Genomic DNA, 13,017 nt, shown 5'->3' with positions numbered 1-13,017 from the left:
ATGAAATAAATCAACATATGAAAAAAAACAGTGAATATGATAAATGCGTATGCTGCTACTTATATCACGCGGAAAGGAGAGAAGAACGATGCTCGAACAAGTAATTTTATTTACCATTATCATGGGCTTTTTAATCAGCGTTCTTTTATCTCCGATTTTCATTCCGTTTTTAAGAAGGCTGAAATTCGGGCAGAGCATCCGTGAGGAAGGTCCGAAATCCCATCAGAAAAAATCGGGAACGCCGACGATGGGCGGCGTCATGATCATATTGTCGATTATCGCGACGACCATTGTCATGACAATGAAATTTTCCGAAGTCAGCATGAACATGATCCTTCTCTTGTTTGTTACGGTTGGATACGGCTTGCTCGGCTTTTTGGATGATTATATTAAAGTCGTGATGAAGCGCAACCTTGGACTCACATCCAAACAAAAACTGATCGGCCAAATCGTGATTGCTCTGGTATTCTATGCCGTCTACCACTTCCAAGGGCTGCCGACTGACATCCGCATTCCGGGAACAGAGCTGTCATTTGATTTCGGCTGGATTTATCCGGTGCTCGTCATCTTTATGCTTGTCGGCGGTTCAAATGCTGTCAACCTGACTGACGGGCTTGACGGGCTGTTGTCTGGTACTGCTGCCATCGCGTTCGGTGCGTTTGCAATTTTGGCATGGAACCAGTCGCAATACGATGTCGCCATTTTCGCGGTTGCTGTTGTCGGAGCGGTGTTGGGATTTCTTGTGTTTAACGCGCACCCCGCGAAAGTCTTTATGGGAGATACAGGATCGCTTGCCCTCGGAGGGGCGATTGTGACGATCGCGATTTTAACGAAACTGGAAATCCTGCTTGTCATCATCGGCGGCGTATTCGTCATTGAAACGCTGTCCGTCATTTTGCAGGTCATTTCATTTAAAACGACCGGCAAACGAATTTTCAAAATGAGCCCTCTTCACCATCATTACGAACTTGTCGGATGGTCTGAGTGGAGAGTTGTCGTCACTTTTTGGACAGCGGGACTTCTGCTTGCCGTCTTAGGAATTTACATCGAGGTGTGGTTATAAGTGGATACTCAAGATTTATTGCAAAATCAAAATGTGCTCGTACTGGGGCTGGCGAAAAGCGGATATGCTGCCGCTTCGATCCTTCATGAAAAAGGCGTAAAGGTTGTCGTGAATGACCAGCTGCCTTTTGAGGAGAATGAACCTGCGCGGATTCTCGCGGAAAAAGGGGTGGAAGTCGTCTGCGGCTCTCATCCGACGGAACTGTTTGATCTTCATTCGATCGACATTCTGATTAAAAATCCGGGCATCCGCTATGAAAACGTGATGGTCGAAGAAGCGCTGAAGCGGGGCATACCGGTCTGGACGGAGGTTGAACTTGCCTATCATCTGACAGATGCTCCGTTCATCGGCATTACCGGTTCAAACGGAAAGACGACAACGACAACGCTTGTTTATGAAATGCTGAAAGCCGATTCGAAAAAAGCGCTCGTTGCTGGTAATATCGGCACGGCGGCAAGCGAAGTGGCCAATCAGGCCGGCGGAGACGAATGGATCGTGACAGAGCTGTCGAGTTTTCAGCTCATGGGGACTTATCAATTCAGACCGAAAATCGGATTGTTATTAAACGTATTTGATGCCCATCTCGATTATCACCATTCCCGCCAAAATTATGAGCTTGCCAAACAGCAGGTCTATCGAAATCAATCGGAAACAGACGTTGCCGTTGTCAATTTGGACGATGAGACAGTCGTACGGCTTGCCGAGTGTTCAAAAGCGGAGAAGGTGTATTTTTCGGTCCGCCGGACACTTGAGCGCGGAGCGTGCGTGAAAGACGGCGTGATCATGTTTAACGGTGAACCGGTCATGCCGCTTGAAGACGTCGTTTTGCCGGGAGAGCACAATTTGGAGAACATTTTGGCCGCCCTTTGCATTGTTAAAACCGCAGGCGTCTCCGATGAGGCCGTCCGCAAGGTGCTGACGAGCTTTACCGGTGTAAAGCACAGGATGCAATACGTCGCGACGATCAAAAACAGACTGTTTTACAATGACAGCAAAGCGACAAACATTCTTGCGACCAAAAAAGCGCTGTCCGCCTTTCAAAAGCCGGTCATTTTGCTGGCAGGGGGGCTTGACCGCGGAAATGAATTCGATGAACTAAAGCCGCATATGTCTTTTGTCAAAGCGGTGATCACATTCGGCAAGACCGCACCGAAGTTTGAGAAGCTGGCCGAAGAAATGGGAATACAACAGGTTAAACGTGTCGATAATGTTGAACAAGCAGCAACTGCGGCGTTCAGCCTGTCAGACGAAGGAGATGTCATTCTTCTGTCCCCGGCCTGTGCAAGCTGGGATCAGTACAAAACATTTGAAGAACGTGGTGACATGTTTGTAAACGCCGTGCATATGCTTAAATAAGGGCTTGTCTCGTAAAGATAGCCCTAAGAATTAGAGCTTGGGGTGTTCGGCTTTGCAAACAAAAAAAACGTCACCGGATTTTTTGCTGGTTATCATTACGCTATTGCTTTTAACAATTGGACTGATTATGGTATACAGCGCCAGTGCAGTATGGGCGACTTACAAATACGACGACTCCTTTTTCTTTGCGAAACGGCAGCTTTTATTTGCCGGCATCGGGGTCATCGCCATGTTTTTCATCATGAATGTCGACTACTGGACGTGGAGAACTTATGCGAAAATACTGATCATAGTATGTTTCTTTCTGCTCATCATCGTCCTTGTTCCCGGGATCGGCATGGAACGGAACGGGTCGAGGAGCTGGATCGGAGTCGGCGCTTTCAGCATTCAGCCGTCCGAGTTTATGAAGCTCGCGATGATCGCATTTTTGGCCAAGTTTTTATCTGAAAAGCAAAAGAATATTACATCGTTTAGAAAAGGCTTTGTGCCGGCGCTGGGTATTGTCTTTTCAGCTTTTTTGATCATCATGATGCAGCCTGACCTTGGAACAGGAACCGTAATGGTCGGCACATGCATCATTATGATCTTCGTCGCGGGTGCGAGAATTTCACACTTCGTTTTTCTCGGTCTTCTGGGTCTGAGCGGCTTTGTCGGCCTTGTGCTGTCGGCGCCGTACCGGATCAAAAGGATCACTTCATACTTGAACCCTTGGGAGGACCCTTTGGGGAGCGGCTTTCAAATCATTCAGTCTCTTTATGCGGTGGGGCCCGGCGGGCTGTTCGGCCTCGGCCTCGGCCAGAGCAGGCAAAAGTTTTTTTATCTGCCTGAGCCGCAGACAGATTTTATTTTCGCGATTTTATCAGAGGAGCTCGGCTTTATCGGCGGATCGCTGATTCTTTTGCTCTTCAGCGTTCTATTATGGAGAGGCATCAGAATCGCGCTCGGTGCGCCCGATTTATACGGCAGTTTTGTCGCCGTCGGCGTCATTTCGATGATAGCGATTCAGGTTATGATCAATATTGGCGTCGTGACCGGCCTGATTCCTGTTACAGGCATCACGCTTCCGTTTTTAAGTTATGGCGGTTCATCACTGACCTTGATGCTTATGGCGGTCGGCGTGCTGCTGAATGTCAGCAGGTATTCTAGATACTAGATTTTGGCGATAACCCTGTTGCGAGATAGCAGGGTTATCGGCGTGTACATAAGGAATAAGGGGGAGAACAGATGCGGATTGTTGTTAGCGGAGGCGGAACGGGCGGCCATATTTATCCCGCCCTTGCGTTTATTAAAGAAGTGAAACGGCATCATGAAGATGTTGAGTTTTTATATATCGGAACCGAAAAAGGCCTGGAGAAAAATATCGTCGAGCGGGAAGGGATCCCTTTCAAGGCGATTGAAATTACGGGTTTTAAAAGAAAGCTGTCATTTGAAAACGTCAAAACCGTCATGCGTTTTTTAAAGGGTGTAAAAGAATGCAAAAAAGAATTAAAACGGTTTAAGCCCGACGCGGTGATCGGCACGGGCGGCTACGTGTGCGGACCCGTGGTATACGCCGCTTCAAAACTGGGGATTCCGACGATTATCCACGAACAAAACAGCCTTCCCGGACTCACCAATAAGTTTTTATCCAAATATGTTGATAAGGTAGCCATTTGTTTTGATGAAGCGAAACCGCATTTTCCTGCAGAAAAAGTTGTTTTTACAGGAAACCCGAGGGCGTCTGAAGTCGTCTCTATAAAAGGGGGCCGTTCCATGACCACTTTGGGCCTTTCAGAAGGCAAAAAAACGGTCCTTATTTTCGGAGGCAGCCGCGGTGCCACTCCGATCAATGAAGCGGTTATCGCGATGCAAAACGAATTAAAAAAGCGGGATTACCAGGTTCTTTATGTCACAGGGGAAGTTCACTATGATAAAGTAACAGCTGCGCTTAAAAAAGAAGGCCCCGCTCCGAATATGGTCGTTCAGCCATTTCTCCATCAAATGCCCGAGTACTTAAAAGAGTTCGAAGTCGTCGTGGCACGTGCGGGAGCAACGACAATAGCGGAAATCACCGCGCTCGGTATTCCAAGCGTATTGATTCCGAGTCCGTACGTTACGGCCAACCACCAGGAAGTGAACGCACGCTCACTAGGAGAGCAGAACGCCGCTGTCGTTTTAAAAGAATCAGAGCTTAATGGAGACCGCTTAATTCAGGCGATCGATCATATTTTACAAGACGAAAAGACGCTGCAAGAGATGAAGAGCCGCGCGAAGTCGCTTGGCGTGCCGGACGCGGCCGAACGCTTGTACAATGTGCTGAAAGAACTGAAACATCATGCAAAATGATAAGACAGAAGGATTTTGGAGGTTTTCGATGGATAAGGTGATACAAGAATTAAAAGAACTTGAAGTCGGCAAAGTTCTGGAAAACGAGCCGCTCAGCAACCATACTACGATTAAAATCGGAGGACCGGCTGACGTGCTGGTGGTTCCGAAAAACATTCAAGCTGTCAAAGATACGATGAAGGTGATCAAGAAGCACGGCGTCAAGTGGACGGCCATCGGCAGAGGCTCGAATCTTCTTGTCCTTGATGAAGGGATAAGAGGCGTTGTCATCAAGCTCGGACAGGGGCTTGACCATATGGAAATCGACGGCGAGCAAGTAACGGTCGGCGGCGGCTACTCTGTCGTAAGGCTTGCGACAGGCATCAGCAAAAAAGGGCTTTCCGGCCTCGAGTTTGCCGCGGGCATTCCGGGTTCGGTCGGCGGAGCGGTTTACATGAATGCCGGAGCCCACGGTTCTGATATCAGCAGGGTATTGGTGAAAGCATTGATCCTGTTTGAAGACGGAACGATCGATTGGCTGACGAATGAAGAGATGGCGTTCAGCTACCGCACGTCCATCCTGCAAAACGAGCGGCCGGGCATATGTCTTGAAGCCGTTCTCCAGCTGGAGCAAAAAGAACGCGATGAGATCGTTGCGCAAATGCAGAAAAACAAAGACTACCGAAAAGAAACGCAGCCTGTGTCCAACCCTTGCGCAGGGAGCATCTTCAGAAACCCGCTGCCTGAACATGCGGGCCGGCTAGTAGATGAGGCTGGTTTGAAAGGCCATCAGATCGGCGGGGCAAAGGTTTCAGAGATGCACGGCAATTTTATCGTCAACGCAGGCGGCGCAACAGCACAAGACGTCCTGGATTTGATTGCATTCATTCAAAAAACGATTAAAGAAAAATACGATATCGACATGCACACTGAGGTCGAAATTATCGGAGAAAAACGGTAAACGGCCTCTCTACTTCAGATCGCCTTATGATATAATGTATGAAACAAACAAGCAAACGGCATCCTAGTATGTCGTTTGTTTCGCTAAATGGAAGCTTTTTAGCTTGCCCCGTGCTTTCATATGTCGAAAAGCGCGTCATTTTTCCGAACAAAAATAAGCAAATAAAAGTCTTTTTGTCTGCTTTATTAACCTGAGGTGAGCCTACGTGAAACCCGGTATTGATAAAGAAAAAGTAGTGAATATAGAAGAACGGATTCCCAAAATCAAAGAACAGCGAAAGCAAAAGGCAAACCGCCGGCTGATCACCTTTATTCTGCTCTTTTTCACGATGATGCTGATCATCATTTACCTGCAGACGCCGATCAGCAAAGTTTCGACGGTAGAGATCAAAGGAAACAAAAACGTTTCAAAAGACCAGATCATTTCCCTGTCTTCGATCCATAAAGGACAGACGGAATTCTGGAGTCTGAGCAAGCAAAAGGCCGCAGAAAAGATCGAGCAGAATAAATTGATCAAAAAAGCCGAAATCTCTAAACAGCTGCCCAACAAAATCGCCATCTCCATCGAAGAGTATAAAAGCATTGCGTTTTTGCAAAAACACAATGTGTACTACTCCGTGCTTGAAAACGGCACGGTGCTTCCTGAAGAGGTGACGCCGACTGACATCGGACCGACCCTTAATAACTGGGAGGAAGACGAAAAGCTCGTTCAAATGGCAAAACAGCTGAACAAGCTTTCCGATTCCGTGAAAAAATCGATTTCCGAGATTAACTATACGCCTCAAAAATCAAATCCTTGGCTGATCAGACTGTATATGAACGACGGCTATATCGTGACGGCTTCGCTGAAAACGTTCGGACAGAAAATGAACAGCTATCCGGCGATCGTAAAAGAGCTGCCGAAAGGGGAAAAAGGCATTATCCATATGGAAGTCGCGACTTATTTTGAACCTCTGAAAAAAACGGATGAAAGCAAAAAGGGAGACGGAAATTGAAGAGGCACACAGTCAATCTTTCACTCGCCATGCTTGTCCTCGGATTCCTGCTGTCTTTCTCCTATCAATTCGCCAGGGAAAACAAAGACCATGAAGAAACAGCTGAAAATTGGAAAGAGGAGTATTCCTTGCGCGACCGGCTGATTTCCCAGGAAAAGCAAAATAAGAAGCTGGAACAGGAGCTTTACAAAAAACAGCAGGAAGTACAGAAAACAGAGACGGCTTTGAAAAAGGAAAAAAAAGAGTATTACAATATTGTTGAAGATGTTGAAAGGTACAGAATGTTCGTCGGGGAAATCGGCGTTCAGGGCGAAGGAATCAAGGTGACGCTGAAAGACGCTTCTTACATACCGGAAGGTGAGAATGTCAACAACTATATCGTACATGAAAGCCACATATTCCGCCTGCTCAATGAGCTGTGGATTTCCGGGGCGGCCGCGGTGTCGATCAACGGACAGCGTGTGACACATCATTCTTACATATCGTGCAACGGTCCTGTCATCACGGTTGACGGCAACCAGTATCCCGCGCCGTTTGTCATTTCGGCCATCGGGGATCCGGATGTGCTGATGCCGGCGCTGAACATTGCAGGAGGGCTTGTGGACCAGCTGAGCCGCGATCATATTTCAGTCAGCATCGAAAAACAAGACCAAATCGAGATGGAGCCCCTTTTAAAGCAGGGGGAATGAACGTTGAAAAGTTGGTGGGCGGACGTTGAAGAAAAATAATCGTTTCATCAGTTTGAGCATCCTGATGCTCATTTTCGGAATTATGCTGTCCGTGCAGTTCAATTCGCTGAAAGCGCCGAAAGTCCGCGATACGCGGGACATTTGGGACCTCAGGGAGGATCTGAAGAAAGAACAGAAAAAACAGCTTGAGCTGATCAGCGAAATTGACAAATATGAAAAAATGCTGAACACATACAGTCATCAAGAAGAAACCTCGCGGACAAAAGCGTTGAATGAAACGCTTCAAAACTTAAAAAAACAGGCCGGCTTCACAGATGTTACAGGGAACGGAATCATCATCACCATTTCTCAGCTTTTCTCGGAAGAACTCACGGGAGAATCCATTCAAAATCCGCCGCCAGACCTTCTGAAAAAGCTGATTAATGAACTGAATATGTATGAAGCGGAAGAAATATCGATCAATGACAGAAGGGTTGTCAACACGACGGTGATCAGGGATATCAACGGAACAACCAAAATCGACGGATATCCTTTGGACAACTATCCGATAACGGTAAAAGTCATCGGCAAAAACGCCGATAAACTATATAGCCGAATGAATGCTTCATCCCTGCAGGATCTGTTCGCGGGAGAAAATCTGGATTTGCAAATCAAAAGGCCTGAAAAACAAATCAAAATCAAAGCTTACGAAGGTTCAATGCAAGTTGCGCCATTGAAACCGCTCGAGAAATCAAAAGGAGAGAATTCCTAATGTGGCTTCCGGTTTTAGGGCTTTTGCTCGGAATTACAATCGGGTTCAGCACGAACTTCACCATTCCGGATGAATACTCAAATTATTTGTCCCTGGCGATTCTTGCATCCCTTGATACTTTGATCGGGGGAATAAGGGCCCATTTGGAAAGTGTATACGATGAACTAGTTTTTGTGACGGGCTTTTTCTTCAATATTATTCTCGCCATAAGTTTGGCTTTTCTGGGCGTTCATCTTGGTGTAGACTTGTATTTAGTCGGTATGTTTGCATTTGGCGTGAGGCTTTTTCAAAACATCGCGGTCATCAGAAGAATACTGCTCGCCAAATGGACGGCCTCGAGGAGAAAAAATTAAAAAAAATCGGATTTAAAAGAGGATATACATAGGATATCACGAATATTCACAGTAATCCTAAAACTAAAAACGAAGCGTATTGGTTTGTATTGATTGTTACACACTTGTAAAACCAGATTCATTGTATTGTTGTTCGGCAAATAATAGAATAGAATTGACTGAAATGTGAGGAGGTGCCATAGAATGAACAACAATGAACTTTACGTCAGTCTAGACATCGGTACGTCCAATATTAAAGTGATCGTCGGTGAAATGTCAGACGATTCTCTTAACATTATCGGAGTCGGAAATGTTCCCTCAGAGGGGCTGAAAAAAGGATCAATCGTTGATATAGATGAAACGGTTCATTCTATAAAAAAAGCGTTTGAACAAGCAGAAAGAATGATAGGTTTTCCGCTGACCCACGCGATCGTCGGGGTTAATGGGAACTACATCCATATTCAAGATACGAACGGTGTTGTGGCTGTCTCAAGCGAGAATAAAGAGATCCACGTTGAAGACGTGCGCCGGGTGATGGAGGCCGCTCAAGTCGTTTCCATCCCGCCTGAACAGCTGATCGTCGATGTGATTCCGAGACAGTTTATCGTTGACGGCAGAGGCGATATTACAGATCCGAAAAAGATGCTCGGCGTCCGCCTTGAAGTGGAAGGATCGCTGATCACGGGCTCTAAAACGATCTTACATAACCTGCTGCGCTGTGTGGAAAGAGCGGGAATTGAAATAACGGATATTTGTCTTCAGCCGCTGGCTGCCGGATCTGTCGCTTTATCAAAGGACGAAAAAAACCTCGGAGTGGCTTTAATCGACATCGGGGGAGGATCGACAACGGTTGCCGTATTTGAGGACGGACATCTTCTTGCGACCCGCGTCATACCCCTGGGAGGAGAAAACATCACCAAGGATATTTCAATCGGATTGCGCACTTCCACAGACGAAGCTGAGCGGGTGAAGAAGCAGTTTGGACATGCTTTCTATGAAGAAGCGTCGGAAGAGGAAACATTTGAAGTCGCCGTGATCGGGACAGACCAAAAGCAGACCTTTTCTCAGCGGGAAGTGGCAGACATTATAGAAGCCAGGCTCGAAGAAATCTTTTTATTCGTGGCAGAGGAACTGCGGAACATGGGAATAAAAGAATTGCCGGGAGGGTTTGTGCTTACAGGGGGACAGGCTGGAATGCCGGGTGTCCTCAGCCTCGCACAGGATGTTCTTCAAAATAACGTCAGAGTGGCTAGCCCGAATTATATCGGTGTAAGAGAACCTCAATACATGACAGGAGTCGGCCTCATCCAATTCGCTTACCGCAACGCAAAAATCCAAGGCAGAAAAGTAGGTTTTAAGATGCCGGAACAAGCGGTTCAGGAAGTCGCGGCAACACATCAAAAAGAAGTGCAGCAGCGACCGAAGCCAAAATCCAAGCAGCACGCTCAAGCTGAGAAAAAGCCGAGCAAAATGAAGAAAATATTTAACTTCTTTTGGGAATAGAGATTAGTCATTCGACGGATTAGGAGGATTTAGCATGTTAGAGTTTGAAACAAATATAGACGGCTTAGCATCGATTAAAGTAATAGGAGTAGGTGGCGGCGGTAACAATGCCGTCAATCGGATGATCGAAAATGACGTTCAGGGAGTCGAGTTTATCGCAGTCAATACGGATGCCCAGGCTCTCAACCTGTCAAAAGCGGAAACGAAAATGCAGATTGGTGCGAAGCTGACGCGCGGGCTCGGCGCAGGAGCCAATCCGGAAGTCGGCAAAAAAGCCGCAGAGGAAAGCAAAGAACAAATTGAAGAAGCGCTGAAAGGTGCAGACATGGTGTTCGTCACAGCCGGAATGGGCGGCGGAACAGGAACGGGCGCGGCACCTGTCATCGCACAAATCGCAAAAGATCTGGGCGCATTGACTGTCGGCGTTGTCACAAGGCCGTTTACCTTTGAAGGAAGAAAAAGACAGCTTCAGGCGGCAGGCGGTATTTCAGCAATGAAGGAAGCCGTCGACACCCTGATCGTCATTCCGAATGACCGTCTTCTTGAAATCGTCGATAAAAACACACCGATGCTTGAAGCGTTCCGCGAAGCGGACAACGTTCTCCGCCAAGGTGTTCAGGGCATTTCAGACTTGATCGCAACACCTGGACTGATCAACCTTGACTTTGCCGACGTCAAAACAATCATGTCCAACAAAGGTTCTGCACTGATGGGTATCGGTGTAGCGACAGGTGAGAACCGCGCTGCAGAAGCCGCTAAAAAAGCTGTTTCCAGCCCGTTGCTTGAAACGGCGATTGACGGTGCCCAAGGCGTGCTGATGAACATTACAGGCGGAGCCAACTTAAGCCTTTACGAAGTTCAGGAAGCAGCGGACATTGTGGCGGCTGCATCTGACCAGGACGTCAACATGATCTTCGGATCTGTCATCAATGAAAACTTGAAAGACGAAATCGTCGTTACGGTCATCGCGACCGGCTTTATCGAACAGGATCAAGATGCATCTAAGCCGCAGAGACCTTTAAACCAAGGCTTAAAACAGCATCATCAGCCTGCTCCGAAACGGGAGCCGAAGCGCGAGGAGCCAAGCATGCCGCATCGCAGCCAATCACAGCCTGCCGAGGATACGCTTGACATCCCGACTTTCTTAAGAAACCGCAATAAACGCTAAAACGTATATAATACATTGGAAAGCTGCCGACAAGAAGTCGGCGGCTTTTTTTATGCGCTGGAACGGATTCTCCCCTCCAAAAGCATCAATTGTCATTCTGATCGAAGCGCCTCCCTCAAAAGCCTTGCATCTAACCTCTCTCTTTTCTCCCGGATGCACGGATTTTCCTTTCAGCTTGTCATCTGGCCGAACTATGAACAGTGAACAAGTCATATGTAAAAAGAACGAATTTACAAACCGACAAAGGAAAAATGACAAAATACGACAATGTCTATAAGTCTTTTCTTTTACCATTATTAATAGTTTCTGTTTCTAGACAAAGAAACGCAAGAAACGACTATATTTGCTATTGCTTAAAGGAGGATGTCATGTGAAGAAAAAGCCATTATTCAGCACATTCATGTGCGCTGCACTCATCGGTTCACTTCTCGCTCCGGCCGCTGTGCAGGCTGAAACAGGCACGACAGCGAAGGCCAAGGAACAAAACAAAATATCAAGCGCTCTTTACAAACGTTTTGAGAAAGAAGATAAAGTGACTTTTTTAATCAAAATGAAAAACCAGGCGAATCTTCAGCAAGCGGCGACAGCGGCTGAAAACCGGGCGAAAGCAAGCGTGATGACCGTGAAAAAAGTAAAAGAAATCAAACGTTCAGCCGTGCTGACGTCCCTGCGTACAAAAGCTGAGAGAACGCAAAAAGACTTAAAATCGTTTTTAGAAAAAGAAGAGAAAAAAGGAACAGCAAAGCAAGTGGAATCTTTTTATATTGTAAATGGCATTGCCGTGACAGCGACAAAGGATGTTATGGAAAAAGCGGCTTCATTTCCGGAGGTTGAAAAAGTGCTGCCAAATCAAAAAATTAAGCTCGGCAACACTGAAAAACCCACGGTAGAATCGAAAACGTCTGCGGATCGTTCCCCCGCTTCCAACATTCAGCAGGTTCATGCGCCTAATGTCTGGAAAAAGCGCTATAAAGGCAAAGGAGCCGTTGTCGCTTCGATTGACACCGGCGTTGAGTGGGATCATCCGGCGTTGAAGACAAAGTACAGGGGCTACAACCCTTCTAAACCGAACAGTCCAGACAATGAGTTCAACTGGTTTGATGCGACAAGCAATAAGAAAACGCCATATGACGACTTGGGCCACGGCACACATGTGACAGGCACGATGGTCGGCTCAGAAGCCGGCGGCAAAAACCAGATCGGTGTCGCACCGACTGCGAAATGGATCGCTGTCAAAGCCTTTTCAGAGGACGGTGGAGACGAAAAATCCCTTTTGGCTGCAGGAGAATGGATTTTGGCTCCGAAAGATGCGAAAGGAAAAGGGCACCCCGAAAAGGCTCCCGATGTCGTCAACAATTCTTGGGCGGGTGAACGCGGACTCAATGAATGGTATTTGGATATTGTCAAAGCTTGGCGGTCAGCTGATATCTTTCCTGCATTCGCAGCAGGTAATGTCAGCGAATTGGAACCGGGCGGACCGGGTTCAGTTGAGAATCCGTCCAACTATCCGCAATCTTTCGCGATAGGCGCAGTTGACAGCGCAAACGCGTTAGCCGATTTTTCATTGCAAGGACCTTCGCCATATGACGAAATCAAGCCCGATATTTCGGCACCGGGCGTCAGCATCCGCTCTGCTTATCCGGGACACAAGTATGCTGCGATGAGCGGAACATCGATGGCGACCCCGCATGTATCAGGGATCGTCGCTTTAATGAGGGAAGCCAATCCGGACCTCACAGTCGATGAAATCGAGCGCATCCTGCTGAATACGGCGACGCCTCTGACTGACAAAACGTTTAAAAAATCGCCGAACAACGGCTACGGATACGGCTTGGTCAACGCTGTAAAAGCTTTTGACGCGGCTAAAAAAACAAAATGATAAAAAAGGACAAAACC

The 13,017-nt window shown here is 47.2% G+C and carries 12 protein-coding genes; all 12 read left to right on the top strand.

Features of this window, described 5'->3' with window-relative positions:
• Positions 1-88: 88 nt before the first annotated feature.
• The 12 genes from mraY (at position 89) to ACH97_RS08240 (ending at position 13,000) form a co-directional block, all read left to right on the top strand.
• Positions 89-1,063 (top strand): phospho-N-acetylmuramoyl-pentapeptide-transferase, encoded by a 975-nt coding sequence (mraY, locus tag ACH97_RS08295; RefSeq protein ID WP_020451299.1) that lies wholly within the window; start codon positions 89-91, stop codon positions 1,061-1,063.
• Entirely contained in the window at positions 1,064-2,419 is a 1,356-nt protein-coding gene (gene murD / locus ACH97_RS08290; RefSeq protein WP_048350611.1) for a UDP-N-acetylmuramoyl-L-alanine--D-glutamate ligase, read from the top strand.
• Positions 2,420-2,471: 52 nt separating this feature from the next.
• Positions 2,472-3,572: a stage V sporulation protein E gene (spoVE, locus tag ACH97_RS08285; RefSeq protein ID WP_020451301.1), complete on the top strand. Its 1,101-nt coding sequence runs from the start codon at positions 2,472-2,474 to the stop codon at positions 3,570-3,572.
• 71 nt (positions 3,573-3,643) lie between these two features.
• Positions 3,644-4,744 (top strand): undecaprenyldiphospho-muramoylpentapeptide beta-N-acetylglucosaminyltransferase, encoded by a 1,101-nt coding sequence (gene murG, locus ACH97_RS08280; RefSeq protein ID WP_020451302.1) that lies wholly within the window; start codon positions 3,644-3,646, stop codon positions 4,742-4,744.
• A 28-nt stretch (positions 4,745-4,772) separates the two neighbouring features.
• Entirely contained in the window at positions 4,773-5,684 is a 912-nt protein-coding gene (gene murB, locus ACH97_RS08275) for a UDP-N-acetylmuramate dehydrogenase (RefSeq protein WP_020451303.1), read from the top strand.
• A gap of 205 nt (positions 5,685-5,889) precedes the next feature.
• Complete coding sequence (locus ACH97_RS08270; protein WP_020451304.1) at positions 5,890-6,678, top strand: cell division protein FtsQ/DivIB; 789 nt, start codon at positions 5,890-5,892, stop codon at positions 6,676-6,678.
• 29 nt (positions 6,679-6,707) lie between these two features.
• Complete coding sequence (locus tag ACH97_RS08265; RefSeq protein ID WP_371268716.1) at positions 6,708-7,367, top strand: DUF881 domain-containing protein; 660 nt, start codon at positions 6,708-6,710, stop codon at positions 7,365-7,367.
• A gap of 25 nt (positions 7,368-7,392) precedes the next feature.
• Positions 7,393-8,118 carry a DUF881 domain-containing protein gene (locus ACH97_RS08260; RefSeq protein ID WP_020451306.1) on the top strand — a complete coding sequence of 242 codons (726 nt, stop codon included), beginning with the start codon at positions 7,393-7,395 and terminating at the stop codon, positions 8,116-8,118.
• Positions 8,118-8,471: a small basic family protein gene (locus ACH97_RS08255; protein ID WP_003181559.1), complete on the top strand. Its 354-nt coding sequence runs from the start codon at positions 8,118-8,120 to the stop codon at positions 8,469-8,471. Before ACH97_RS08260 ends, ACH97_RS08255 begins: the two co-directional genes overlap by 1 nt.
• A gap of 183 nt (positions 8,472-8,654) precedes the next feature.
• Positions 8,655-9,953: a cell division protein FtsA gene (gene ftsA / locus ACH97_RS08250; protein ID WP_020451307.1), complete on the top strand. Its 1,299-nt coding sequence runs from the start codon at positions 8,655-8,657 to the stop codon at positions 9,951-9,953.
• A gap of 34 nt (positions 9,954-9,987) precedes the next feature.
• A complete protein-coding gene (ftsZ, locus tag ACH97_RS08245) occupies positions 9,988-11,121 on the top strand; it encodes a cell division protein FtsZ (protein ID WP_020451308.1) in 1,134 nt (377 codons plus the stop codon).
• 370 nt (positions 11,122-11,491) lie between these two features.
• Positions 11,492-13,000, top strand: a complete 1,509-nt coding sequence (locus ACH97_RS08240; RefSeq protein ID WP_050820750.1) for a S8 family serine peptidase — start codon at positions 11,492-11,494, stop codon at positions 12,998-13,000.
• Positions 13,001-13,017: the final 17 nt, after the last annotated feature.

This window comes from Bacillus paralicheniformis, assembly GCF_001042485.2.
Classification (GTDB): Bacteria; Bacillota; Bacilli; order Bacillales; family Bacillaceae; genus Bacillus; species Bacillus paralicheniformis.
The sequence above is the reverse complement of the archived record's forward strand: the minus strand, read 5'-3'. Positions and strand labels throughout refer to the sequence as shown.